Here is a 23,584-nt window from a genome sequence, read left to right as displayed (position 1 = left end):
GCTCGGGGATGGGAAAGTGAGTTCGCTGCGGCGGATCCTGATCTGGATATCGGGAGCCTCCGCAGGACTGGGGGCTGCGCTGGCGGCGACGATTCCGTTCGAGAACGCGGAGTTGATCGATATCTCACGTCGTGGTGGTACGCCGGGCGCGCACCACGTCGCCGTCGATCTGGCCGACCCGGATTCGTGGCCGGTGGTGGACGACGACTTCCAGCGACGGATCGCGACCCGCGATCCGGAACTGGTGATCTTCATCCACAACGCCGGGACGTTGACGCCACTCGGGTCGGCCGATCACGTCGACACCGCGCAGTACACCCGGAACGTTCTGCTGAACTCGGCTTCCGCTCAGGTGCTCGGGCAGTCGTTCCTGCGCGCAGTGTCCGGCCGGCAGTGCGAGCAGCACCTGATCATGATCTCGTCCGGCGCCGGGATGCAGCCGCACGAAGGTGAGTCGAGCTACTGCGCGGCCAAGGCTGGTATCGATCAGTGGGTGCGCACGGTCGGGCTGGAGCAGCGGCGCCGAAGTCCCGGCTGCCGGGTGATCTCCGTGTCACCCGGCGCGGTCGACACCGATATGCAGGCCGAGCTCCGGGCGTCCACCCCGGACGAGGTCCCCGAGTCGACCCGGTTCCGCGAGATGGAAGCGCTCGGCCAACTCTCGAAACCTGAGAACGTGGCCCGCATCATCTGGTCGCTTCTCGGCCGCGACCTCGACAACGGCGCCGTCCTCCATGTTCACGACCTGACCTGACAGCTCAGCGGGACACCTGCGCTGAGCGACACCTCCTGGCGCTGATCGCCATACCGAATCACCACTGTCGTGTCCCGATCCGCTGTCAGTACGGCGGTTGCCGCGGACGGGGACCATTCCAGGTCGACGCCGACGCCGCCCCGGGCCCGCAGGCCGGTGATCGCGCCTTCGGACCATTCGGCCGGGAGCGCGGGAAAGATCTCGAGCTCACCGGTGTGACTCTGGAGGAGCATCTCGGCGATCCCGGCGGTGGCCCCGAAGTTCCCGTCGATCTGGAACGGCGGGTGCGCGCAGAACAGGTTCGGATACAGGCCGGAACCGTCGCCGACATAGTCCGTGCCGGAGTCGCCGGCGGGCGTGAGCAGCTCGCGGACGAGACGGTGTGCGGCCGCGCCGTCACGCAGTCTGGCCCAGAGCGAGATCCGCCAGGCCAGCGACCACCCGGTGCTCTTGTCGCCGCGGAGCTCGAGCGTACGGGCAGCGGCCCGCGCGAGTTCCGGCGTACCGTCCGGGGTGATCTGGTCGCCGGGGTGCAGACCGATCAGGTGGGAGGTGTGCCGGTGCTGCGGTTCCGCTTCCGGCAGGTCGTCGAGCCACTCCTGTAGTTGCCCTCGGCCACCAATTTGCGGGTCGGGAATGCGCTTGCGGGCTGTTGCCAGGTCGTCGACGAGCGAGTCGGCCAGCCCGAGCTCGTTCGCCGTTTGCACGCAGCGGTCGAACAGGTCGGAGATCAGCGACAGGTCCATCGTCGAGGAGATCGTGACCGAGGCCGGGCTGCCGTCCGCGGCGATGTACTCGTTCTCCGGTGAGGTGGACGGCGCGGTGCCGAGGGTGCCGTCCGGGAGTTCGATCAGCCAGTCGAGACAGAACTCGGCCGCGCCCCGCAGGACGGGCCAGACCTCGCGGAGGTAGTCGCGGTCGCCGGTGAAGGCGAAATGGTCCCAGAGGTGGCGGCACATCCAGACACCGGCCATCGGCCAGTTCGCCCACTTCGGGTTCCCGTCGACGGGCGCGGTCCAGCACCACGCGTCGGCGTTGTGGTGCGCGGCCCAGCCCTTGGCGCCGTACAGGATCTCGGCGGTACGCCGTCCTGCGACGGCAAGGTCCTTGACGTACGTGAGCAGCGGCTCGTGGCACTCGGACAGAGACGTGGTCTCGGCCGGCCAGTAGTTCATCTCGGTGTTGATGTTGACCGTGTAGTTGCTGCTCCACGGCGGCTGGAGGTGCTCGTTCCAGATGCCTTGCAGGTTGGTCGGCAGACCGCCGGGGCGGGAGCTGGAGATCATCAGGTAGCGGCCGAAGTTGTAGATCAGCGCGGCCAGGCCGGGATCGTCGGACGCATCCGCCAGCCGACGGTCGGTGGTCAGCTCTGCGGTCGACGGCAGCGTGAGGATCGAACGCCGGAAGAGGCTCTGGTAGTCGGCGACGTGCTCGTCCCGCAGCTCTTCCGATCGAGCCAGCGCGTCGAGTACGGCGGTGTCGGCGGCATCGCGGCATTCGGACGCCGTCCGGGTCGGCGCGGTATGCGGGCCCTCATAGCCGGTGGCGGTCGAGAGCACGAGCAGGAGGTCCGTGGAGTTGCTGACGATCAGCGCCTCGTCGGTCGCCGTGACAGATCCGTCGGTGCGGGCGCGGAATACGACGGCCGCATTCATCCCGCGGTCCTCGCCGTCGGAGTACTCGATCTCCAGACCGGCCCTGCCATGCGGCGGCGGGACGGACGACGGACAGGTGGCGAGCAGCGCGAGACCGTTGTCGTCGACTGTGTGCGTGGTTGCGCGGAGCTGCGAGGTCAGGCTGATCGTCACGTCAAGCGGCTGCGAGGAGACCAGACGTAGGACCAATGCCTGCGCCGGCGCGCTGACAAACACCTCCTGCCAGACCTCGACCCCCGCGATCTCGTACTCGGATCGCGCGACCGCGCTGTCCAGATCGAGCCGGCGCCGGTACTTCGTGACTTCGCCGTCGAGCCTGCCGGTCACCTGGATGGCGAGCAGTAGATCGCCGAGCGGGAGATACGCCTGCGAGTGCCCGCTGTGGAACCCGTGCGCGAGTTCCTCGGCCTTGCGTACGTCGCCCTCCGACAGCGCAGCCCGGATCCGGTCCACCGCGGCAGCGCCGACCTCGCCCACCGGCGTGGCCAGGCGGCGGGTGGTCGCGGGGCTGCCGGACCACAGGGTCTCGTCGTTCAGCGCGATCCGGTCCCGGCCCGGGCCGCCGAACGCCATCGCGCCGATCCGGCCGTTGCCGAGCGGAAGCGCCTCCAGCCAGTCCGCCGCCGGAGCGTCGTACGTCAGTTCGGTGGCCGCCGCAGTCATCCGATCTCTCATGCGCAGATCCTCCCCCGAGCACGTGCCGCCACGCGACCGGGGGTCCAGCTGGCGGTCAGGCGGCCTTGGCGAACTGGGTTGCGTAGAGGTCGGCGTACAGGCCGCCCGCGGCGAGGAGTTCGTCGTGGGTGCCGCGTTCGCGGATGCGGCCCTCGTCGAGGACGAGGATGACGTCAGCGTTGCGGATCGTCGACAGGCGGTGCGCGATGACGAGCGACGTCCGGCCGACCAGCGCGTTGGCCAGTGCGGCCTGGACCGCGGCCTCCGATTCGGAGTCGAGGTGGGCGGTCGCCTCGTCGAGGATGACGATCGAGGGCGACTTGAGCAGGAGCCGGGCAATCGCGAGGCGCTGCCGCTCACCACCGGACAGCCGGTAGCCGCGATCGCCGACCACGGTATCGAAGCCGTCGGGCAGGCTCTTGACGAGCGTCGCGATCTGCGCGCCTTCGAGCGCCTTGTGCAGCTCGTCGTTGGTGGCATCCGGGCGGGCCAGCAGCAGGTTGGCGCGGATCGTGTCGTGGTACATGTGCGAGTCCTGGGTGACGACGCCGATCGCCGCGCGAAGCGAGCTCTGCGTGACTTCGCGGACGTCGTGGCCGCCGACGAGGACGGCTCCGCCGGTTGCGTCGTACATGCGGGAGACGAGCGAGGACAACGTCGACTTGCCGGCGCCGGACGGGCCGACGACCGCGACCAGCTGGCCGGGCTCGACGGTGAACGTGACGTCCTTGAGGACCTCTTCGCCGGTCTCGGCCGACAGCGTCGCGACCGACTCGAGCGAGGCGAGCGACACCTCCTCGGCCGACGGGTAGTGGAACGAGACGTGGTCGAACTCGATCGACGGCTCCACGGTCGGCGGCAGCTCGCGTGCATCCTTGCGGTCGGCAACCATCGGCGGGAGGTCGAGAACCTCGAGCACCCGCTCGAAGCTGACCAGCGTGGTCATCACGTCGACCTGGATGTTGGACAGTGCGGTCAGCGGACCGTACAACCGGTTCAGGTACGCCGTCAGGGCAACGACCGTACCGATGCCCAGGGCACCTTCGACCGCGAAGACTCCGCCGACGCCGTACACGAGAGCGACCGCGAGCGCGGCGACGAGGGTGAGCGAGACCCGGAAGATGCTGCCGTACATCGCGGTAGTGACACCGATGTCGCGGACACGGGCAGCCTTGCCGGCGAAGTCACGCGACGAGTCCTGGGCGCGGCCGAAGACCTTGGCCAGGACCGCGCCGGCGACGTTGAAGCGCTCGGTCATGGTCTGGGCCATCGTGGCGTTGAGTTTGTACGTCTCGGCGGTTGCCTCACGCAACTTCCCGGCGAGGAGCCGGGCCGGGATGACGAACAGCGGCATCACGACGAGTGCGAGCAGCGTGATCTGCCACGACATCACGAACATCGCGCCGAGGACGAGGGCCACGCTGAGCAGGTTGCTGACGACGTTCGAGAGCGTCGAAGTGAACGCCTGCTGGGCGCCGAGGACGTCGCCGTTGAGCCGCTGGATCAAAGCGCCGGTCTGCGTCCGGCTGAAGAAGGCGACGGGCAGTTGCTGGACGTGGTCGAAGACAGCGGTGCGAAGGTCGTAGACGAGACCTTCACCGATGCGAGCGGAGAACCAGCGCTCGCCGAGCGTGATCGCGCTGTTCGCGACCGCCAGCATGGCGACGACGAAGGCGAGCCAGACGACGACCTGGGCATGCCCCGGGACGATCCCCTTGTCGATGATCGCGCGGAACAGCAGCGGCGTGACCGCGCCGGTTCCGGCGTCGAACGCGACGAGCACGAGGAAGAAGGCGAGGTAGGCGCGGTACGGACGGGCAAACCCGAGAATCCGCCGGAGCGTGCCGGCGGAAAGCTTGTGGTGACGAACGGAGGAGTCTTTCATCAGCGAGCGCATCGCGCGCCCGCCCCCGGCTCCCCCGCCGGGAAGTCCAGAAATCTGTGACATACAGACCCTTTCGGCAGGGAACAGTTATACTGAGGTTAACTCACTATGAGACGACCTCACAAGATCCCCATTTGTTCCCTCGCGTGCGCGACGGCCCTACGGGCCGCGCACTACTAGGCTCTGCTCATGCACGGGCCGGATGATGCTGCGGAACAGATCGCCGCGTTGCTGGACGGGATTGTCCGGCGGCAGCGGCGGGCTTCGCGGGAGGGGTTCGGGGAGAGCGTCACGCACGGGCAGTTCCGGGTACTGCGGACGCTCGACCGCGCGGACCGCGCCCTCCGCCTGAGCGAACTGGCCGCCCAGCTCGGTATCGTCCCGCGCTCAGCCACCTCCGTCGTCGACGACCTCGAGGCCGCCGGCCTGGTCGAACGTCAGCCGGACCCCCACGACCGGCGGGCCACCCTCGTCGACCTCACCCCGGACGGCCGCCAGATCCTCAACACCCTCCGCGAGAAGCGCCGGGACGTGATGGTCAGCCAGCTCTCCCGCCTGACCGACGCCGAACAACAAACCCTCGCCCGACTCCTCCAACGCCTCGCCGAGGACTGAAACCGCGGCGCGCACAGAGGAGCGCACTCACCGGCCTCGGTCCGGCGTGGCCGCGCCGAGATGTGCGAGTACGGCGAGCACGCGGCGGTGACCGTCCTCGCTCTCGGGCAGCGACAGCTTGGTGAAGAGGTGACGCACGTGCGCCTCGACCGTTCGTTCGCTGAGGTAGAGGCGTTTGGCGATGCCGTTGTTGGTCAGGCCTTCGGCCATCAGCTCGAGTACGCCGCGCTCGCGGTCGGTCAGCGTCCCGAGCGGATCGTGACGCGCGACCAGGCCCGCGACCACCTGCGGGTCCAGCGCCGAACCGCCGGCCGCGACCCGCTCGGCCGCGGCGAGGAACTCGGCCACGTCAAGCACGCGATCCTTCAGCAGGTACCCGAATCCACCACGCGACACGAGATCCACCACGTGCTGCGTCTCGATGTGCTGCGAAAGAAGCAGTACGCCGAGCTTCGGATACGCGCTCTTCACGGCCTGCGCGGCGCGGGCGCCTTCGTCCGTATGCGTCGGCGGCATCCGGATGTCCGCGACGACAAGATCGGGCTGGTACGTCGCGATCGCCTCGAGTAGACCGTCCGCGTCGCCAAGGGTCGCGACCACCTCGTGTCCGCCGTCGACGAACAGCATCCTGAGCCCTTCGCGCAACAGCACCTGGTCCTCGGCGATCACGATCCGCATGGCAGCTCCGCGACAAGCGTCGTACCAGCACCTGGCCGGCTCTGGACGTGGAACGTGCCACCGAGCGCCGCTACCCGATCGGCGAGACCGGTGAGTCCGGTGCCGCGGCGTGGCGCGGCGCCGCCGATGCCGTTGTCGACCACGCGGACGACGAGGTGCCCGCTCTCGTGGTCGGCGATCAGGTCGACGCGGGTGGCGTCGGCGTGCTTGACCGCGTTGGTGAGGCCCTCACAACAGATGAAGTACGCCGCGGCCTCGACGCCGGTGTCGAACCGCCGCCCCGGCATCCGCACCGAAACCGGCAACGGGGCCCGCCGAGCCAACTCCTCACATGCAGGGGCAAGCCCCGAGTCAAGCTGCGCCGGGGGCAATCCCCGCGCAAGCTCCCGCAACTCCCCGATGGCAACAGTCGCCTCGGCAACCGCGCCGTCCAACGTGGTCCTGATGTCTGCGGTAGCTGCTGTTGCTAGTTGGTGCTGCGCGTGGCGGAGGGCCAGGCCTATGGAGACCAGGCGTTGCTGGGCGCCGTCGTGGAGGTCTCGTTCGATGCGGCGGCGTTCGGCGTGGGTGGCCGTGATGATGCGGGTGCGGGAGGCTTTCACCTCGACCAACTGGACGTTGAGCTCGGCGCGCAGGCGGGCGATCTCGACCGCGAGCCCGCCGTCCTCGACGACGCGGCGGACCAGGTCCGGGCCCAGCGCGCTCGTCCCGTCGTACCGCACCACGCCGATCGGCTGATCACCGCGCTCGATCGCGATCCGGTGCCGGGCATCCGTGTCCTCACGAGTCGCGCCGGACAGATCGACGTACCGGCGGCTCTCCGGGAGGAAGACGAGCAACTCCAGCGTCGGGTCGCCGAGGATCTCGCCGAGGACCGCCTCCACATCCTCCGGCGGACGTCGGCCGGCGCGTACGTCGTCGAGGAACGCCGTCATCCGATGCAATGCGTCGTACCGGGACCGATTGAAGCGCCGGTCGACGGCGTCCTGGATGCGGCCCCGCAAGGGACGGAACAGGAACGCGCAGACGAGGGTCGCGACCGCCGTCGTCCACGCCGATCCCCGGCCGAGAAAGGCGCCGAGGGCAACGGTCAGGACGGCGTACGACGCCAGCAGGAGGATCGTCAGGCCTGCATACGCAACGGTCCGGCTGATGAAGAAGTCGATGTCGTACAACCGGTACCGCAGGATCGCGGCGCCCGCCGCCAACGGCAACCCGGTCAGCGCGATCGCGGCGATGATCCCGGCGGCCGGGTTCACGTACCAGAGCACGAAGCTGGTCGGCAACGCGATCCCCGCGATCACGGCGGCGAGCACGAACCACTTCAGCTGTTGGCGTTCCAGTCCGGTGGACCGACGGAACCGTACGGCGAGTGAGGCGACCGCTCCGAGCATCGAGCCGAGGAACAACGGCATGCCGATCTCGAGCAGCAGCCCGGTCGGCAGCGCGGACACGGCCCAGGGATTGCGCCCCGAGACGAAGTCGCGACCACGGTCCGGGCTGAGCGACCACGCCGCCATGCTGATCAGCAGACCGGCTCCGCCGGTCCAGGCCAACGCCCGCCAACGGCGGCTCAGGAACCGGCCGGTCGGAAACAGCAGGAACGTCAGCGTCCAGCCGTACCCGCTCGGCAGCCAGCTGACCGCTGAGATCGCCTCGCCGATGGGGCCGCCCGGCCACCCCTCCGCGGCCGCGCGGAGACCCCATCCCTGCGCCAGATCCGACGCGAACGCGTTCAGCAGCCCGAAACCGCAGAACAACCAGCCGATCGCGTTCCCCGGCCGCCGCTGCACGATCACCGCACCCGCGCCGACCGTTGCCAGCGCGAACAGCCCGTACAGCAGCGTGTCGTAGACCGGTTCGAGGCGCCACGACAAACCGATCGCGGCGATCTCCGCGACCACGCATACCCCGAAAATCACGGCCGGCACCGGCCGACGCCCTCGCACGGCACCATCGTGGCAGCGCCGGACCGTCCCGCCAACAGTGCTGGCACCTACGTGAACGTCGTACTGCCGCCGATGTGCGGCGCAACCGTCGATTCCTACCGTCGAAGCACAATCGTCGAAAGGTGGAAACCATGAACCGCAATCTGACCATCGCAGGCCTGGTCGGCGCTGCCCTGACCACTGTGTCCGGCATCGTCATCGAGGCCGTCGTGAAACCGGCATCCGACGTCTCCGACAAGATGTGGAGCTACCCATGGACCAGTCACAGCCTGGTCCCGGCCTCGATCGCCAACGCAGTACTCCATCTGCTCGTCGTCCTCGGGACGATCGCGTTCCTGCAGGTGATGACGCGACGGGCCGGTCGCGTCGGGGGCGCGCTCGCCACGGCCGGCGCGGTGATCCTGTTCCTCGCCGAATTCGCCTCGCTCCCGATCGCCGACCAGCGACTGGACGAGACCGGTCCGCAACTGGTCGGCGCGTTCTTCGGGCTCGGTGTCGCGCTGACCGGGATCGGCCTGACTATGGCCGGCATCGCCGAACTGCGCTCGCCCGGGTGGACCGGCTGGCAGCGGTACGCCGCGCTTGTGGCGGGCATCTGGTCGCTCGTGATGATCGGCGTCAGCGCGACCAGCGCGCTGCCGGTCGGGGTTGCGATCTACGGGCTGACGCTGTGCGCATTGTTCGCGGCGGTCCTCACGCGGCAGCCCAGCTCGGCGAGCGAGCCCCGGATCAGCGCTCGGATCGAGAGCTGACGACTGAGCCGCGCGACGGATTGAGAAGTTCGCGCAATCCACCGGGGTGTGGGCAGTCCGGCTGGTTGATTGTCGGCATGCGTACACCGACTACTACTCCGGCGCAGGCGGCCGGAATGATCCGCCGGGACCAGGAACTCCTACTGAGCCGGGTGAAGGGAAAGAGCGAGGACGAACTGCGGGCGCCGTACGACGTGACCGCCGGCCCGCTCGGGGACTTCTGCGACTCGTTGCACGATCTGGTCGCCCACGTGCTGATGTGGGACGAGATCAACCTCGCCGTCCTTCGGGATGCCAGAGCGGGCCGGCTGCACTGGAGCCTCGACCCGCGCTGGGAGACCGCCGAGATCGGGCGAGCGCTCAACCTGGGCGGCGTCGAGGCGGGACGGCGGATCCCGTCAGAGCTGGTCCTCCACCGGTTCAACAGCGTCGGCGCGGCAGTCCTGGCTGAGATCGAGCAGTACGACGAACAGGCGTGGGTCGACCCGTCGACCGGCGCCGGATTCGACGGCGGGATCGGGGCTCTGGCCGAATACGTGTGCACGACGCCGGACGGATTCCTGTTCGCCCACGCGGCCCGCCACCTCCAGCCGGTCGCCGCATGAACCACGAGCTCATCGACAGCCCGGAGTACGGCTCGGAAACCGACGCACTCCTGAAGGTCCTTGCCGACGCGCCGGCGATCGACGGTTCCTATGAAGCATTGCTTCTGGATCGGGAGGACCTGCCGGATCCTGCATTGGCCGGCCTACCCGATCCGCGCGTTTCGCTGGACGACCTGACGATCGAACTACCGGGACGCACGCTGGAAGCGCGGGTCTACCGGTACGCGACGCAGCCCCGGCCGATCGCGCTCTGGCTGCACGGCGGCGGTTTCATCGGCGGTCACCTGCGCGACATCGAGTACGCGACCTCCGGGATCGCTGCCAACGGCAACGTCACCGTTGTCTCACTCAACTATCGCCTGGCGCCCGAAAACCCTTACCCAGCAGGGCTTCACGACACCTATGACACGCTGCAGTGGATCCGTGAACACAGAACGGAGCTCAACGGTGACGGCCGGATCGTCATCGGCGGTCAAAGTGCGGGCGCAGCCCTCGCCGCCGGCTCGTGCCTGCTGGCGCGGGACGAAGGCACCCCACTCCCCGATCGCCAGATCCTCTGCTACCCAACCCTGGACCTCCACCCAGACGAGGACTGGCACGAGTGGTACTTCGCCACGGACGAGATCCCCGCGACCGGCGTACCGCTCCACGCAGACTCGCTCGCAGGCCTCCCGCCCACACTGATGCTCGCCGCCGGCCGAGACTCACTGCGACCGGACGCCCTCGCCTACGCCAGCCGTCTCGACGAGGCCGGTATACCAACCAGGCTTGTCGAGTACGCCGACACCATGCACGCGTTTCTCAACTTCCCCGCCGCGTTGTCGGCCGGACGTCATGCGGTCGAACTGATCGGCGCCGACCTCCGCTCGACGTTCAGTGCACCCCCCTCATAAGTCGCCGGATCGCCGGCGACGCGAGCGCGAGCAGCCCGCCCAGGACCAGCGCGACCACGCCGATCACACCGAAGTACGGCGTCTCGTGATCGGTGCTGTAGAGCTTCGCGAGTACGCCGGACATCGCCGTGCCGAGCGCGACGGAGAGGAAGAACAGGGCGACCATCTGGGTGCGGAACGCCTCAGGCGCGAGCTTTGTCGACAAGGAGAGACCGACCGGCGAGAGCAGTAGCTCGGCGATCGTGAAGACCAGCAGGATGCCGGTGAGTCCGAGCAGCGGCGCGCTGTTCGGACCGCCGCCGGCCATGGTCAGGAACAGCAGGAACGCGACGCCCATGATCGCCAGCCCGGCGCTGAACTTGATCGGTGTCGACGGCTGCCGCGAGCCGAGTTTCGTCCACAGCGCGGCGAACACGCCGGACAGGATGATCACCATCACCGGGTTGATCGACTGCACGAACGACACCGGCATCTCCCAGCCGAAGATGTTCCGGTCCAGCCGCTGATCGGAGTAGACGGTCACCACGGTGAACTGCTGCTGGTAGAGCGACCAGAACGCCGCGCTCGCGATGAACAACGGGATGAACGCGAGCACCCGGCTCCGTTCGACCTCGGTCAACCGGCCGCTGCCGAGGATGACGACGAAGTAGGCGATCGCCGCGAGCGCGCTGATGACCGCGACCGCGAGCGCGTACCGCGAGGCGGGCACGATGCCGGAGATCAGGATCCCGACGATCACCACCAGCGCGACGGCGGCGGCGATGACCACCCGGCGCAGTGCGTCGGCGGTCAGCGGGTTCGGCACCCGGCGGGCCTCGTCGGGCAGGCGACGACGACCGGCGCCGTACTGGACCAGGCCGAGGAACATCCCCGCCGCGGCCAGCCCGAAGCCGTAGTGGAAGCCGACGTTCTTCTGCAACAGGCCGGTCAGCAGAGGTCCGGCGAAGGCACCCAGATTGATGCCGAGGTAGAACAGCGAGAAACCGCCGTCCCGGCGGTCGTCGTTCTCGCTGTACAGCGTCCCGACCAGCGAGGTGGCGTTCGCCTTCACCCCGCCGCTGCCGACGGCGATCAGCACCAGCCCGACCGCGACCCCGGCCAGGCCGGGGATCAGCGCCAGCGCGATGTGACCGGCCATCACCACGACCGCGGCGTAGAACAGCGTGCGCTCGGGCCCGAGCAGGCGGTCGGCCAGCCAGGCGCCGAGGATCGTGGAGAGGTAGACAAGTCCGCCGTACGCGCCGACGATGCTGGTCGCCGTACCTTCGTCGATGCCCAGGCCGCCGCGCTCGGCGGTGTAGTACAGGTAGATGAGCAGGATGCCCTGCATGCCGTAGAACGAGAAGCGTTCCCACAGTTCGACGCCGAAGAGGTTGGCCAGGACCGGCGGATGGCCGAAGAACGTGCGGTGCGATTGTTCGGTCTCCGGGCTGCTCACGACAAGACTCTCCTCGGTGATTGGCTCAGGTGATCAACGTCAGTGCTCGGCGCGGTGGGTGAAGAAGCGCGCGGGGTTCCCGGCGGCCCGTGGGTTCGAGGCGAGCCAGGTGGCGAACGAGTCGGGATGCCGGCGCTCGAGTTCGTCCAGGTACGCACGCCGTACGTCGACCATTGCCTGCCGACGATCCGCACCGAGGGCCCGCTGGAGCTGGGTGAAGCTCCGTCGCCAGGCCAGACACAGTTCCTCGTCGCTCAGCTCGCCGACGCTGCGGACCACGGCGGTGAGGTACTTCGGCATCGGCCAGTCCTCCGCCGTACGGCCGTCGGCCTGAATGACCTGCAGCAAGTTGGACGATGCCGTGGGCAACTTGATCGGCCGGCGTCGCCGTACCTCACGAGGCGGCTGGTCGGCCGTCCCGGAACGCAGCCAGCTGACGATGGGCGGGGAGACGCCGACGACGAGCAGCATGAGCGCGACCGTCCGGGCTCCGACCGCCGCGGCGTACCCGCACACCGCGAGCACGAACAGTCCGCCGAGCACCGCCCACCGCGGGACGAGGTAGACCAGGTCGCCGGACGGCAGGTCGCGGCCCAGGCCGATACTCAGGCAGACCGACCCCGCGGTGAACGCGGCGACCAGGAACGCGACCAGGTTCGTCGACGGCGAGACGAACACCAGCGACGCGATGACTCCGATTGTGGCCAGCAGACCCACGGCTGCCCGCCAGATGCGCGAATACCGCAGCTCGACGTCCACCATGTTCATCCCAGTGCCCATCGCCCGGTCGTCCAACCAAGCGTCCACTCCCCAGTGTTACTCGTCGGTGGCGATCAATGAAGACACCGTGACCGGTAAGACAGTGGACGTGTCGCGCCGGACTTGCGGTGATCCGGACCGACCGGCGCGTGCCTGAGCTTCGCTTCGAAGTTCGCGAGTGATTCTGCAACCGGTTGCACTATCGTTGTTGCATGTCGCCACGTCTGCAGCGGGCGCCGGGGGTCACCATCGGCGATATCGCTGCCGCAGCCCAGGTCTCGCGGTCGACGGTGTCGCGGGCGTTCACTCGGCCGCAGCTGCTCAGTCCGGAGACCGTCGACCACGTCCGCGCGGTCGCGTCCCGGCTCGGGTACGTCGGGAACCAGGCGGCGCGAGCGCTGTCGACGGGGCGGTTCGGGAACATCGCGGTCGTCGTACCCGATATCGCGAACCCGTTCTTCCCGCCGCTGGTTCGTAGCCTGCAATCGGCCGCGGAGACTGCCGATCTGGCGGTGTTCCTCGGCGACTCGGACGAGTCCGCCGAGCGAGAGGCGAAGCTGATCGCCCGGCTCGCGCCACAGGTCGAGGGGTTCGTGCTGGCCTCGCCGCGGTTGTCCGAGGAGCTGATCCGCGAGCTGGCTGCCACTCGTCCGGTCGTGCTGGTGAACCGTGACCTCGAGGGCATTCCCCGCGTGCTGATCGACTCTTCCGGTGGGATGACCGAGGCGGTCATGCTGCTGAAGAAGCTCGGTCACCAGCGGATCGCGTACCTCGCCGGCCCGCGTGACTCCTGGTCCGACCAGCAGCGCCGCGAGGTGCTGACTTCCACCGCGTCGGGTTTGACCGTCGAGGTCATCGAGGTCGGCCGGCCGAGCTACGCGGCCGGACGGGACTCCGTGTCGGCGATCGTGCGGTCCGGCGCGACCGCTGCGATCGCGTTCGACGACGTGGTCTCGCAAGGCGTTCTGGCCGGGCTCGAACTGCGCGGCATCTCAGTGCCTTCGGACTTCAGCCTGGTCGGCTGCGACGACACGCTCGCCGCGCTCACCACGCCGGCGCTCACGAGCGTCTCGGCGGGCGCAGCCACCGCCGGCACGGCGGCCGCGAAGCTCCTGATCCAGCTCCTGGACGACCCCACCGCGGAGTGCGTCACGATCGCGACCCACCTGGTGATCAGAGCGACTACGGCCGCGGTGACCAGCAGGGTGACGCGTTGACCTGCAACCGGTTGCATGCTGGAATCACGAGATGACTCGGATCGCCATCGCCGGAGCTGCCCATCCGCACGTGGCCTATGCGACCGCGGAGGTCGACGCTGTCGAGTCGCTCGAACTGGTGGCGGTCGCGGATCCGAGCCGGGAGCTCGCCGAGCGATGGGCTGCGCCGTACGACGCGAAGGTGTTCACGGACCACCAGGCGATGCTGCGCGACGTCGAGCCCGACATCGTCATGGTCGCCGGCATCTACGGCGACCGCGGTCAGGCGGTTGTCGACGCTTTGAATGCCGGCTGCCACGTCATCGCCGACAAGCCGCTCTGCACGACCCTCGAAGACCTCGACGCGATCACCGAAGCCGCGCGACGCACCGGCCGCCACGTCACGCTCCTGCTGGAGAAGCGCTACTACCCCGTCACGCTGGCGGCGCTCGAGATCTCCAGTCAGCTCGGCACCATTCACGGTGTGACCGCCTCCGGTCCGCACAAGCTCAACCGCCCGACGCGACCAGCCTGGTTCTTCGACCGAGCGCAGTACGGCGGCTTGCTGAACGATCTTGCCGTCCACGACATCGACGCCGGACTGCTGTTCACAGGCCTGACCAGTGGGACCGTGAGCGGCTTTGTGGTTGACGCGTCGTACGGCGTGGCGACGCTGAGCGGATCCGGTGCGCTGATCACCGCCGGTGTGGACTGGATGAATCCGGCCGGCTCCCCGATGCACGGCGACTACCGGATGAAGCTCGTCGGCACCGAAGGCACCGCGGAGCTGCTCTGGGCACGCAACCGTCTCGTCGTCACCACTGACCTCGCTCCGTACGACGTGCGGCTGCCGCCCGGCCATCGCCCCGCCGAGCTTCCTTTGCAGGCGCTTGCTGCAGGCAACGAACCGGACATCACCACCGAGCGCGGCCTGCTCGCGACCCGCTTGGCCCTGCTCGCACAACAGTCCGCCGAGACCGGCGGCGTACCGCTTCCTTGGACGACTCCCTGATCCCTTGATCCCCGATCGAAGAGAGGTCTCATGCGTTTCGCCCTGATCGGTGCCGGCGCCATCGGCACTGTGCACGCTCGCCTCATCGAAGCTCTCGGTAACGAAGCCGAACTTGTCGCGGTGGTCGACCAAGACCTCGACCGCGCCGGCAAGCTCGTCGAGCAGTACCGCGGCGAAGCGTTTGCCACTCCGGCCGAGGTGTACGCCGCTTCGTCGGCCGACGCTGTCTCGATCTGCCTGCCGAGCGCGCTGCACGCGGAGTATGCCATCGAGGCGTTGCAGGCCGGCAAGCACGTGATCGTCGAGAAGCCCGTGGACATCTCGCTCGAGGCCGCCGACCGTCTGATCGAGGCGCAGCGATCCACGGGTCTCACCGTCTCGGTCATCAGCCAGCGCCGCTTCCAGCCGCCGGTCGCGCAGATCCGTACGGCGATTGACACCGGCGCGCTCGGTCGCGTGACGTCGGGCATCTCCGAGTCGGCGTTCTTCCGGCCGCAGTCGTACTACGACGGCGACGACTGGCGCGGCACACTCGCGATCGACGGCGGCGGCGCGCTCATGAATCAGGGCATTCACGCGCTCGATCTGCTGGTGTGGATGCTCGGACGTCCGGTCCAGGTCAGCGCGCAGACCGGCATGCTCGCCCATTCGGGGATCGAGGTCGAGGATCTCGCCGGGGCGTCGATCCTGTTCGAGAGCGGGGCGATCGGGTTGCTGCTCGCCAGCACTGCGGCGTACCCCGGGCGTCCGGTGCGGCTGACGATCCACGGCGATCAAGGTACGGCGGTGCTCGACGACGATCAGCTCGCGTACTTCGCCTCGGCCGAGTCGGGTGAGCCTGAGGCGCCTGTTCTGGATGGGCCGGCCGATTGGGGCCCGGTGGAGCTCGCGCATCTGGCGCAGTACCGCGACTTCATCGCTGCCGTTCGGGACGGGCGTGCCCCGGCCGTGTCGTTGGAGGCCGGGCGCCGGTCGTTGGCGACGGTGCTCGCTGTGTACGAATCTGCCCGCTTGGGGCGTCCCGTTGAGCTGAAGGAGACCTGATGCGCATCGCCCTGGTCGGGACGGAGAACAGCCACGCCGACCACATCGTTCGAGCCTTGAATGTGGATCAGATCTCGGACGCGCGGGTGGTCGCGCTGGTCGGCGACGACGAGAAGACCCGCAAGCTCGCGGCTCTTGGCGGGATCGCTGCCGTCGTCCGCACGTCGGGTGAGCTGATCGGCTCGGTCGACGCGCTGATCGTCACCAACCGCGACGGCGCGCTGCACCGCGAGCACGCCGTACCGTTCCTGGAGGCTGGCATCCCGGTCTGGGTGGACAAGCCGCTCGCGGCCAGTACGGCGGATGCGCGGGCGATCCTCGATGCGGCGCGTCTGGGCGGCGCGCCCGTGACGTCGTACTCCGCTGTGCGGTGGGTTGCGGACGCTGATGCTCTTGCGGAGGCCCAGGTCGGCGAGGTGCAAACGGTCACCGTGACGGGGCCGGCTGATCCCGAGAGCGAGTACAGCGGGATCTTCTTCTACGGCATCCACATCGCCGACCTCGCGCAGCGGCTCGCGCCCGGCGAACCGGGTCCGGTCTCGGTCGAACGGGTCGGCTCGACTGTGGTGGCGCGCTACCGCAGCAACGGGGTTCTGGTGACGTTGCAGTTCGTGAAGCCGACGGATGATGGGCGGGTGCCGTTCCATGCGGCGATCGTCGGGCAGACCGGGCTGGCGAGCCAGGCGGTCGAGTTGGACGCGGAGTACGTCGTACCTGGTCTGAAGGTTTTCCTGAGAATGCTCGAGACCGGTGAGCGGCCGCTTGACGACGCGACGTTGCTGGCGCCGATCACGGTCCTCGAGGAATTGTCGCGCGGTTCCCGGTAGCCCTCACATGGTGGCGGCGTACGGCGTTCCATGGGTATGAACAAGTACGAGCGACGAGTAGCCGGAGCCGACTGGGACGCCGTGACCGCCGAGGTGAACGATCTCGGCTGCGCACTGCTCCCTCAGTTGCTGACGCCGACCGAGGCTGCCCGGATCGCGGCGCTGTACGACGACGTGAAGCGCTTCCGGGCAACGATCGACATGGCGCGGCATCGGTTCGGGGAGGGGCAGTACCGGTACTTCGACCGGCCTTTCCCAGCGGAGGTGGAGGCGTTGCGGCAGGCGCTGTACCCGCGGTTGCTGCCCATCGCGCGTGATTGGTACGCGAAGCTGGGCCGCTCGGCGGAGTGGCCCGACACGCTCGACGAGTGGCTCGACATTTGTCATTCAGCGGGGCAGACACGGCCTACGCCGATCCTGCTGCGGTACGGCGCTGGTGATTGGAACGCGCTGCACCGGGACCTGTACGGCGACAAGGTGTTCCCGCTGCAGGTCGTCATCAACCTGAACGATCCCGGCGTCGACCACACCGGCGGCGAGTTCCTCCTGGTCGAACAACGCCCCCGAGCCCAGTCCCGAGGCACCGCAACCCTCATCCCCCGAGGCCACGGCCTCCTCTTCACCACCCGAGACCGCCCCGTCAAATCCACCCGAGGCTGGTCCGCCTCCCCCGTCCGCCACGGCGTCTCCCCCATCAAATCCGGCCACCGCCACACCCTGGGCTTGGTCTTCCACGACGCCAAGTAAAAACGGACACCGCTCCGCGGCGGCTGTTCTATTGGCCGCCTCCGGCGGTGGGCCTGATCGTCCACCCGCCCGCACCCGTCAGGCGTGAACGTGGATGTGGGTAGGAGTCAATCGGACACCGCTCCGCGGCGACTGTTCTATTGGCCGCCTCCGGCGGCGACCACGAACCATCACCGCACCCGGACCCATCCAACAAACCGGCCCCCCCAACCACTACTGCCGGACCCCCGCGCGCCCAACCGCACCCCACCCCGCGGCACCCGACCTACAGTCGCTGGTGGCACGTCGACCGGACCCGCGTCCCCAGCTGCAAATCCTGCCGCGACCAACCGGCCCTCGCACAGACTGCTGACTCAGCCACAGAACCTCACCGCAATTGGGGCACGGATCAATTCTCCTTGTAAATAAGGCGCTTCGACGGTCGCCCCGATTTGGCAGGCGAGTCTCGAAGAGATAGAATCGAACACATGTTCGATGACGATCTGAGCGAGCTCTCGACGGCCGAGCTGCTGGAATCAGCCGCCGAGCACCGCGCACTGGCCAACCAGGCCGACGCGCGGCTGCTGCAGCACGCCCAGATCTATGCCGACCGCTTCCACCCGTCCGCGTGTGGAGTCCGGCCCGGCCGCCGAGCCGCCGACGGGCGGGAACGGGCCGTGATGCTGGGCGGTGACGGCTGTCCGGAGATCGCGGAGTTCGCGATCGCCGAGTTCGGTGTGATGCTCGCTGTCTCGCCGATGGTCGCCCGCGGGCTCCTCGGTGAGGCGCTGGCCTTGCGTCATCGGTTCCCGTTCACCTGGGCCCGGGTACTTGCCGGTGATGCCACCCCGTGGAAGGCGCGCCGGCTCGTCGCATACTGCGTGAAGCTGTCCGAGGGGGCAGCCCGGTACGTCGACAAGCGCGTCGCGCCCTTGATCGACGCGATCACCCCGTACCGGCTGGACACGATCATCCGCGCTGCCAAGTTCCACGCCGACCCCGACCTGGCCCGCGACGAGGCCGCCGAGGCAGCCCGCGAGCGAGGTGTGTTCGTCGGCCGCAGCGACCACCACGGCAACAAGACCATCTACGCCAAGGCCCCCGCCGGCGCGGTCATCCGCCACGACGCGACCATCGCCGCGATCGCCGAAGCCCTCAAGACCTTCGGTGACACCAGGCAGGTTCAGCACCGCCGCGCCGACGCGATCGGCATCATCGCCGATCCCCGCTTCACCCAAGAACTCCTGACTCAAGCCCGCAACCACCCGGCCCCAACAACGACCTCCACAGCCCCCTCCGCAGACGCCATCGCCACGCCTGCGGATACCTCACGGCGAGCTCCGACCTCTAGCAGGCATTCGGCGGCCGCAAACCCTGGGTCGTTCGGTCCGCTCGACCACACGAGCGACGCCGCGACGACAGACCCGGCTCGCGGTGCCACTGCGGTGCTCACGGCGAGCCCGTCGCCCGAACGCTTGCACGCCCACCTGGCCGATCCGATCACTGACTCCATCGCTGACCCCATAGCTAGCCCGGTCGAGCTGCGAGAGCCACCGTTGGAAGACGGTGTGGGGCCGTACGATCCGGATCCGCCGAGTGACCCGTTCGACAGCCGGCCGACCGAGTACATCCCCGGCCCGCGCAGCGAACCCGACGAAGGCAAGCCCCTGGACACCGCCGCCCAGCGGGCACTCAACGCACGCCTCGCGCAGATGAAACGCGACGCCTACGCGCACGCCGCTAACGCGGCGAACCCGGCGAGCCCCGGGAGCACGAGTAAACAGTTGCGTCCTGGACAAACCGAGGTAGTCGTGCACCTCACCGACCTCACGCTGACCACTGGCACCGGGGTACTCCGCGCCGAGGGAATCGGACCGCTGCTCGCCGATCAGCTCACCGAACTCGTCGGCCACGGACCGTACACCGTCAAGCCGGTGATCGACCTCAACGACACCGTCAGCGTCGACGCGTACGAAATCCCGACCCGGATCCGTGAGCGGGTACGGCTCACCTACCCGGTCGAGCTGTTTCCGTACGGTACCCGCGAGACCCATCGCACCATCGACCTCGACCACATCCAGCCCTACGATCCCAACGGCCCGACCGGCCAAACCAGCACTCGCAATCTTGCGCCGCTCAGCAGGTTCGCCCACCGGGTCAAGACCTACGCCAGCGGCTGGGACGTCCGCCGCGTCGACGTGAAGACGCTGGAATGGACCACGCCCCACGGGTTCAGGTTCGAGGTCGGCCCCACTGGCACGCATCGCCTGCCCAACTCCACATCCGACAGCTGGACCTGACCTGCCAGGAAGACAGCACCGACGCACGCGGACGAGGGATGGTCAGGCGGCATTCATCCTGTGCGACTCTGCATTTACGGGGATTGCCTGTGGCGTGGTAGCCAGGTCAGGAGTTCTGTGCCGAGGGTGTGCACCAGCTCTTCGCCCCAGACGGTCAACGACTGCTGCCACGGGTGACCGAACGTGCCCCACCTCAGATCCGATGTGGTGTGGATGTAGTAGTCGCCGTTCGGGAACACCGGGACGGGCCATCCAAGCTCCAAAAGCGCGTGCTTGGCCGGTGGGTAGCGGTACGGAGTGTGCTGCCAATCCAGCGCGGTCAGCTCTTCCTCGTCGGCGAGCCACACGAAGCTGCGGAGGGCGACGGCATTGATCGCCGCCTCGGCAGCCGCGAACCGGGCACCTTCGTGGGCAAAGATCGGACCGAGGTCGATCACGACACAGACCTCTGGCAGCCGGATGGCAGGCACGGCAGGCTCGTAGAAGTCAGGCTTGAAGTCGAAGCGAGAGTAGAACCCGGCCCATGCCTCGGCGTACTCGATCGGCCGCCACACTCCTTCGGCCCGGATTGCTTCGCTCATGCCGCGAGGTTAGTTGCTGCCGTGCCAGTGCGGACGGATCAGCCGTGGAGGGTTGGGTGGTAGGTGAGTTCTTGGGTGCGGCCGTCGAAGGTGTGGGATTCGAGGAGTTCCAGGTCGAAGTCGGCGGCGCCGCCGAAGACGGGCTCGACGCCGGTTTGGCCGGCGATGACGGGGAAGATGGTTAGTTGGACGCGGTCTACGAGGCCGGCGGCCATGAGGGCTCGGTTGAGGGAGAGGCTGCCGTGGGAGCGGAGGGGGACGTCGGACTCCTCCTTGAGGCGGGCGATCAGCTCGACGGCGTCGCCGGTGACGACGGTTGCGTCGGGCCAGTCGAACGGTCCTTCGAGAGTTGACGACACCACTGTGGTCGGCATGGGGCGCATTCGCGCGTTCACCGGGTCGAGCTCCTCGGACGCGATCTTGCTCGAGCCGATCATCTGCATCATCAGCCGGAACGTGTCCGCTCCGAACACCATCCGCTGCTCCTCGTCGTACTGCGCGATCCGCCGGTCCAGGAACTCGGGACCCTGCTTGCCCCAGTACGGTCCCCAGTCGGCGTTGTCGTACGACGCGAACCCGTCGAGGCTGGCGAAGACGTCGAAGGTGTAGATGGCAGTCATAGTGCGCTCCTCGAATGCTTAGGCGACCCCGGTAGGCGGCCATTCACCCCTGCGTCGAACACATCCCGCCTGATTCGACATCATCCAGCTAAACCGGAACACCCTTGCAGCCCACGTCGAAAGGCCTGGGCATCAGGTGGTGAGCTCGGTGCAGATGTCCCAGGCGGACTGGCGGAGGAGGCCGGCCGTGTCGGGGTCCAGGCACTTGACCGGAGTGGCGATGCCTACCGGGTCCTCCTGGAGAAGGGCGATCAGAAAGACGCACGCCGCGAGGTAGCTCCCGGCAAGGGCCGGGTGGCTGTTGTCTGCGTCATGGAGGGCCGGCTCGTCGTGGGTGGCGAGAAAGCGTTCCCAGACCAGGCCGACCGGAACCAGGTCCGCACCGAGCTCGGCTGCCGCGCCGCCGTACGCGTCCGTCAGGGCCTTCTGCGTCTCCGGGGCGTTCCGGCGCGCCCAGGTCAGGTAGAACGCCGTACGCGCGCCCGCCGCGGTGATAGCAGCGACGAAGTCACGGGCGCTGTCGCGGAAACGCGCGGGACTCTTGATCGGCAGCGTGCTCTGCTCCTGCAGTACGACGGTGTCGAAGCCGCCGCTCGCGATCGCCTCGAGAGCCTTGCCCGCGTTGAGGTGTTGCCGCAGCGAGGCGCCGCCCGCCGAGATCAGCTTGTGCTCGACCTCGATCCCCCGCGCGGCGGCCATGCCCTTGATCAACCCGGGCAGGTTGTTCCGCGACGTGAAGCTGTTACCCACGAAGAGAATCCGCACGACACGGACGGTACTACCCCCGGAATCAGTTTGACCGGTTCAGCCGGTGGGCTGTTGGCTGGCGGGATGAGGATCGTGCCGGTGGAGGACGACGCCACGCTGCTGGACTGGCAGCGGGTGCACAACGAGATCATCCCGACGGCGCCGTTGTCGGTCGACGACATCCGCGAGCGGCTGACGCGGAACGTCCTCGAGGTTGCGTACGACGGTGACGCGCTGATCGGATGCTCCACCGTCCGACCGCCGTCGGAGGAGACCGCAGCGGTGACGGTGATCGCGCGAGTGCTCCCGGAGTACAGGCGGCGTGGAGTCGGTGACGCGATCTATCAGCACTGCCTGCAACGAGGGCAGGAACTGGGCGACACGTTCGAGACGCACGTCCTGGCGAGCAACGAGGACGGTCTGCGGTTTGCGAAGGCGCACGGGTTCGTCGAAGTGGAGACATACCTGCTGCCCGGCGACACGATTCCTTTTGTCGAACTACGGTTGGGCGAGTGACGATGCGCTTTTCGATCAACATTCCGAACTTCGGGGATTTCGCCGACGCGCACACGGTCGCGCGAGTCGCGGCCGCTGCGGAGGAGGCCGGCTGGGACGGGCTCTTCCTGTGGGACCACGTCGTCCACAGCAAGGAGCAGCGGCGCGGGCAGCCGTTCGGCGATCCGTGGATGCTGATGACGGCGGCCGCGCTGGCGACCTCGCGAATCAAGCTCGGACCGCTCGTCACGCCGGTCGCGCGGCGCAGGCCCGAGCAGCTCGCGCGGCAGGTGGCCACACTGGACTCGATGAGCAACGGCCGGGTGATCTTCGGCGCCGGTCTAGGCGGCCCGATCGCGGACGAGTTCGGCAGTTTCGGCGACACGACCGATCCGAAGGTGCTGGCCGAGCGGCTCGACGAGGGCCTCGACCTGCTGGCGGCGTACTGGGCCGGCGAACGGGTCAAACACACCGGCAAGCACTACCGGGTCGACGATGTGGAGATGCTGCCGGCAACGGTTCAGAGTCCGCGGCCGCCGGTGTGGATCGCGGGCTACTGGCCGAAGAAGGCTCCGATGCGGCGCGCCGCCCGCTGGGACGGCGCCGTACCGCTGTTCGCGAGCGCCAACCACGGCGAGGCTCCGCCGGTCGACGAGCTGCGCAATCTGGTCAGCTTCATCCAGGACCAGCGCGAAGACCGGAGTACGCCGTACGACGTGATCGTCGGCGGGATCAGCCCTGCGGACCCGGCCCAGTCCCGCGCGATCATCGAGCCGCTCGCCGAGGCGGGCGCGACCTGGTGGGACGAGCGGCAGCTGATCCGCGGCAAGGACTTCTTCCGCCTCGAACCGGTCCTGCGCCGGATCGAGCAAGGCCCGCCGAGTCTCAGCTGATCCGCACAGCGGCTCGCATTGCCTCGAGCGCCTTCAGTACGTCGGGCAGCACCTCCGCCGGGATGTCCGCGGTGATCGTGTCGGCGACCTCGTCGAAGATCGGCTTGATCGCGGGAAGGATCTTGCGGCCGGCGGACGTTAGGGCAACCGTGATCGTCCGCCGGTCGTCCGTGGCCGGCAGGCGGTCGAGGTAGGCCTTCTCCACGAGTCGGTCGACCAGGCGCGTCATGCCGGCGGTATCGGTCCCGAGAAGGTCGGCAAGCTTGCGCGGACTCGTCGTACCGCCGGAGACGTGCAGGAGCACGCCGGCCTGCTGCGAAGTCAGACCCAACTCGCCGAAGCGCTGGTCGAGTGCCGTGCGGACCCCGCGGGCGACCTGGGTCACCAAACTGGTCAGCACGAGCCGTGGACCCGGCATGTCCGGCCTCCTTCCGCATTGCTGTCGCGACAGCTACTGTCTAGACTGCTACCCATGGTAGGTCTTG

General features: G+C 68.3%; 23 protein-coding genes. 13 read left to right on the top strand and 10 right to left on the bottom strand.

Going from position 1 to position 23,584, the window contains the following annotated elements; all coding sequences use genetic code 11:
- Nucleotides 1-16: 16 nt before the first annotated feature.
- Nucleotides 17-754, top strand: a complete 738-nt coding sequence (locus AB0J62_RS20435) for an SDR family NAD(P)-dependent oxidoreductase (RefSeq protein ID WP_363872950.1) — start codon at nucleotides 17-19, stop codon at nucleotides 752-754.
- Here the strand turns inward: AB0J62_RS20435 and AB0J62_RS20430 are convergent.
- Nucleotides 739-3,084: a glycoside hydrolase family 95 protein gene (locus AB0J62_RS20430; protein WP_363872947.1), complete on the bottom strand. Its 2,346-nt coding sequence runs from the start codon at nucleotides 3,082-3,084 to the stop codon at nucleotides 739-741. The genes AB0J62_RS20435 and AB0J62_RS20430 overlap by 16 nt on opposite strands.
- A 55-nt stretch (nucleotides 3,085-3,139) precedes the next feature.
- Nucleotides 3,140-4,969 (bottom strand): ABC transporter ATP-binding protein, encoded by a 1,830-nt coding sequence (locus AB0J62_RS20425; RefSeq protein WP_363872944.1) that lies wholly within the window; start codon nucleotides 4,967-4,969, stop codon nucleotides 3,140-3,142.
- A 189-nt stretch (nucleotides 4,970-5,158) separates the two neighbouring features.
- Between AB0J62_RS20425 and AB0J62_RS20420 the strand changes: the two genes are divergently transcribed.
- Complete coding sequence (locus tag AB0J62_RS20420; RefSeq protein WP_363872941.1) at nucleotides 5,159-5,584, top strand: MarR family transcriptional regulator; 426 nt, start codon at nucleotides 5,159-5,161, stop codon at nucleotides 5,582-5,584.
- Between the two features lie 27 nt (nucleotides 5,585-5,611).
- Here the strand turns inward: AB0J62_RS20420 and AB0J62_RS20415 are convergent, their stop codons facing one another.
- Nucleotides 5,612-6,262, bottom strand: coding sequence for a response regulator transcription factor (locus tag AB0J62_RS20415; protein WP_363872938.1), 651 nt, complete (start codon nucleotides 6,260-6,262; stop codon nucleotides 5,612-5,614).
- Nucleotides 6,250-8,184 carry a histidine kinase gene (locus AB0J62_RS20410; RefSeq protein WP_363872935.1) on the bottom strand — a complete coding sequence of 645 codons (1,935 nt, stop codon included), beginning with the start codon at nucleotides 8,182-8,184 and terminating at the stop codon, nucleotides 6,250-6,252. The genes AB0J62_RS20415 and AB0J62_RS20410 overlap by 13 nt, the downstream gene beginning before the upstream one ends.
- Before the next feature lie 158 nt (nucleotides 8,185-8,342).
- On the opposite strand from AB0J62_RS20410, the gene AB0J62_RS20405 reads away from it, so the two are divergent.
- From AB0J62_RS20405 to AB0J62_RS20395, 3 genes are all read left to right on the top strand, one after another.
- Entirely contained in the window at nucleotides 8,343-8,963 is a 621-nt protein-coding gene (locus tag AB0J62_RS20405) for a hypothetical protein (protein WP_363872932.1), read from the top strand.
- Between the two features lie 77 nt (nucleotides 8,964-9,040).
- The gene (locus AB0J62_RS20400) at nucleotides 9,041-9,568 is read left to right on the top strand and encodes a hypothetical protein (RefSeq protein WP_363872928.1); all 528 of its coding nucleotides are present in this window, start codon (nucleotides 9,041-9,043) and stop codon (nucleotides 9,566-9,568) included.
- The gene (locus AB0J62_RS20395) at nucleotides 9,565-10,461 is read left to right on the top strand and encodes an alpha/beta hydrolase (protein WP_363872925.1); all 897 of its coding nucleotides are present in this window, start codon (nucleotides 9,565-9,567) and stop codon (nucleotides 10,459-10,461) included. The genes AB0J62_RS20400 and AB0J62_RS20395 overlap by 4 nt, the downstream gene beginning before the upstream one ends.
- On the opposite strand, the gene AB0J62_RS20390 is transcribed toward AB0J62_RS20395, so the two are convergent.
- Nucleotides 10,442-11,899 (bottom strand): peptide MFS transporter, encoded by a 1,458-nt coding sequence (locus tag AB0J62_RS20390; protein ID WP_363872922.1) that lies wholly within the window; start codon nucleotides 11,897-11,899, stop codon nucleotides 10,442-10,444. The genes AB0J62_RS20395 and AB0J62_RS20390 overlap by 20 nt on opposite strands.
- 39 nt (nucleotides 11,900-11,938) lie before the next feature.
- Nucleotides 11,939-12,706 carry a hypothetical protein gene (locus AB0J62_RS20385; protein ID WP_363872919.1) on the bottom strand — a complete coding sequence of 256 codons (768 nt, stop codon included), beginning with the start codon at nucleotides 12,704-12,706 and terminating at the stop codon, nucleotides 11,939-11,941.
- Between the two features lie 164 nt (nucleotides 12,707-12,870).
- On the opposite strand from AB0J62_RS20385, the gene AB0J62_RS20380 reads away from it, so the two are divergent.
- From AB0J62_RS20380 to AB0J62_RS20355, 6 genes are all read left to right on the top strand, one after another.
- Nucleotides 12,871-13,875, top strand: a complete 1,005-nt coding sequence (locus AB0J62_RS20380; RefSeq protein ID WP_363872916.1) for a LacI family DNA-binding transcriptional regulator — start codon at nucleotides 12,871-12,873, stop codon at nucleotides 13,873-13,875.
- Nucleotides 13,876-13,906: 31 nt separating this feature from the next.
- On the top strand, nucleotides 13,907-14,866 hold the full coding sequence (locus AB0J62_RS20375; RefSeq protein ID WP_363872913.1) for a Gfo/Idh/MocA family oxidoreductase: 960 nt from the start codon (nucleotides 13,907-13,909) through the stop codon (nucleotides 14,864-14,866).
- Between the two features lie 30 nt (nucleotides 14,867-14,896).
- Entirely contained in the window at nucleotides 14,897-15,910 is a 1,014-nt protein-coding gene (locus AB0J62_RS20370; RefSeq protein WP_363872910.1) for a Gfo/Idh/MocA family oxidoreductase, read from the top strand.
- Complete coding sequence (locus AB0J62_RS20365; protein WP_363872907.1) at nucleotides 15,910-16,737, top strand: Gfo/Idh/MocA family oxidoreductase; 828 nt, start codon at nucleotides 15,910-15,912, stop codon at nucleotides 16,735-16,737. The genes AB0J62_RS20370 and AB0J62_RS20365 overlap by 1 nt, the downstream gene beginning before the upstream one ends.
- 36 nt (nucleotides 16,738-16,773) lie before the next feature.
- A complete protein-coding gene (locus tag AB0J62_RS20360; RefSeq protein ID WP_363872904.1) occupies nucleotides 16,774-17,484 on the top strand; it encodes a 2OG-Fe(II) oxygenase in 711 nt (236 codons plus the stop codon).
- A 467-nt stretch (nucleotides 17,485-17,951) separates the two neighbouring features.
- A complete protein-coding gene (locus AB0J62_RS20355; protein ID WP_363872901.1) occupies nucleotides 17,952-19,763 on the top strand; it encodes a hypothetical protein in 1,812 nt (603 codons plus the stop codon).
- Nucleotides 19,764-19,837: 74 nt separating this feature from the next.
- On the opposite strand, the gene AB0J62_RS20350 is transcribed toward AB0J62_RS20355, so the two are convergent.
- The 3 genes from AB0J62_RS20350 to AB0J62_RS20340 all read right to left on the bottom strand — a co-directional run bounded on the left by AB0J62_RS20350 (nucleotide 19,838) and on the right by AB0J62_RS20340 (nucleotide 21,729).
- Nucleotides 19,838-20,344 carry a DUF2716 domain-containing protein gene (locus AB0J62_RS20350; RefSeq protein WP_363872897.1) on the bottom strand — a complete coding sequence of 169 codons (507 nt, stop codon included), beginning with the start codon at nucleotides 20,342-20,344 and terminating at the stop codon, nucleotides 19,838-19,840.
- 38 nt (nucleotides 20,345-20,382) lie between these two features.
- The gene (locus AB0J62_RS20345; protein WP_363872894.1) at nucleotides 20,383-20,964 is read right to left on the bottom strand and encodes a dihydrofolate reductase family protein; all 582 of its coding nucleotides are present in this window, start codon (nucleotides 20,962-20,964) and stop codon (nucleotides 20,383-20,385) included.
- A gap of 132 nt (nucleotides 20,965-21,096) precedes the next feature.
- A complete protein-coding gene (locus AB0J62_RS20340; RefSeq protein ID WP_363872891.1) occupies nucleotides 21,097-21,729 on the bottom strand; it encodes a hypothetical protein in 633 nt (210 codons plus the stop codon).
- Nucleotides 21,730-21,795: 66 nt separating this feature from the next.
- Between AB0J62_RS20340 and AB0J62_RS20335 the strand changes: the two genes are divergently transcribed.
- Together AB0J62_RS20335 and AB0J62_RS20330 are read left to right on the top strand one after the other, a co-directional pair.
- The gene (locus AB0J62_RS20335) at nucleotides 21,796-22,227 is read left to right on the top strand and encodes a GNAT family N-acetyltransferase (protein ID WP_363872888.1); all 432 of its coding nucleotides are present in this window, start codon (nucleotides 21,796-21,798) and stop codon (nucleotides 22,225-22,227) included.
- A 2-nt stretch (nucleotides 22,228-22,229) separates the two neighbouring features.
- Nucleotides 22,230-23,099 (top strand): LLM class flavin-dependent oxidoreductase, encoded by an 870-nt coding sequence (locus AB0J62_RS20330; protein WP_363873511.1) that lies wholly within the window; start codon nucleotides 22,230-22,232, stop codon nucleotides 23,097-23,099.
- On the opposite strand, the gene AB0J62_RS20325 is transcribed toward AB0J62_RS20330, so the two are convergent.
- The gene (locus AB0J62_RS20325) at nucleotides 23,092-23,517 is read right to left on the bottom strand and encodes a MarR family transcriptional regulator (RefSeq protein ID WP_363872885.1); all 426 of its coding nucleotides are present in this window, start codon (nucleotides 23,515-23,517) and stop codon (nucleotides 23,092-23,094) included. The genes AB0J62_RS20330 and AB0J62_RS20325 overlap by 8 nt on opposite strands.
- Nucleotides 23,518-23,584: the final 67 nt, after the last annotated feature.

The sequence above is a fragment of the Kribbella sp. NPDC049584 genome (assembly GCF_040675555.1).
Taxonomy (GTDB): Bacteria; Actinomycetota; Actinomycetes; order Propionibacteriales; family Kribbellaceae; genus Kribbella.
Note: the sequence above shows the minus strand (reverse complement) of the source record. Positions and strands in the feature narration are given on the sequence as shown.

What these genes read in the sequence shown, in the direction of transcription:
- AB0J62_RS20330 (WP_363873511.1), top strand. Translation starts at nt 22,230, where the DNA reads ATGCGCTTTTCGATCAACATTCCGAACTTCGGGGATTTCGCCGACGCG.
- AB0J62_RS20360 (WP_363872904.1), top strand. Translation starts at nt 16,774, where the DNA reads ATGAACAAGTACGAGCGACGAGTAGCCGGAGCCGACTGGGACGCCGTG.
- AB0J62_RS20425 (WP_363872944.1), bottom strand. Translation starts at nt 4,969, where the DNA reads ATGAAAGACTCCTCCGTTCGTCACCACAAGCTTTCCGCCGGCACGCTC.
- AB0J62_RS20350 (WP_363872897.1), bottom strand. Translation starts at nt 20,344, where the DNA reads ATGAGCGAAGCAATCCGGGCCGAAGGAGTGTGGCGGCCGATCGAGTAC.
- AB0J62_RS20430 (WP_363872947.1), bottom strand. Translation starts at nt 3,084, where the DNA reads ATGAGAGATCGGATGACTGCGGCGGCCACCGAACTGACGTACGACGCT.
- AB0J62_RS20335 (WP_363872888.1), top strand. Translation starts at nt 21,796, where the DNA reads ATGAGGATCGTGCCGGTGGAGGACGACGCCACGCTGCTGGACTGGCAG.
- AB0J62_RS20375 (WP_363872913.1), top strand. Translation starts at nt 13,907, where the DNA reads ATGACTCGGATCGCCATCGCCGGAGCTGCCCATCCGCACGTGGCCTAT.
- AB0J62_RS20355 (WP_363872901.1), top strand. Translation starts at nt 17,952, where the DNA reads ATGTTCGATGACGATCTGAGCGAGCTCTCGACGGCCGAGCTGCTGGAA.
- AB0J62_RS20345 (WP_363872894.1), bottom strand. Translation starts at nt 20,964, where the DNA reads ATGACTGCCATCTACACCTTCGACGTCTTCGCCAGCCTCGACGGGTTC.
- AB0J62_RS20365 (WP_363872907.1), top strand. Translation starts at nt 15,910, where the DNA reads ATGCGCATCGCCCTGGTCGGGACGGAGAACAGCCACGCCGACCACATC.
- AB0J62_RS20395 (WP_363872925.1), top strand. Translation starts at nt 9,565, where the DNA reads ATGAACCACGAGCTCATCGACAGCCCGGAGTACGGCTCGGAAACCGAC.
- AB0J62_RS20325 (WP_363872885.1), bottom strand. Translation starts at nt 23,517, where the DNA reads ATGCCGGGTCCACGGCTCGTGCTGACCAGTTTGGTGACCCAGGTCGCC.
- AB0J62_RS20415 (WP_363872938.1), bottom strand. Translation starts at nt 6,262, where the DNA reads ATGCGGATCGTGATCGCCGAGGACCAGGTGCTGTTGCGCGAAGGGCTC.
- AB0J62_RS20420 (WP_363872941.1), top strand. Translation starts at nt 5,159, where the DNA reads ATGCACGGGCCGGATGATGCTGCGGAACAGATCGCCGCGTTGCTGGAC.
- AB0J62_RS20400 (WP_363872928.1), top strand. Translation starts at nt 9,041, where the DNA reads ATGCGTACACCGACTACTACTCCGGCGCAGGCGGCCGGAATGATCCGC.
- AB0J62_RS20370 (WP_363872910.1), top strand. Translation starts at nt 14,897, where the DNA reads ATGCGTTTCGCCCTGATCGGTGCCGGCGCCATCGGCACTGTGCACGCT.
- AB0J62_RS20380 (WP_363872916.1), top strand. Translation starts at nt 12,871, where the DNA reads ATGTCGCCACGTCTGCAGCGGGCGCCGGGGGTCACCATCGGCGATATC.
- AB0J62_RS20405 (WP_363872932.1), top strand. Translation starts at nt 8,343, where the DNA reads ATGAACCGCAATCTGACCATCGCAGGCCTGGTCGGCGCTGCCCTGACC.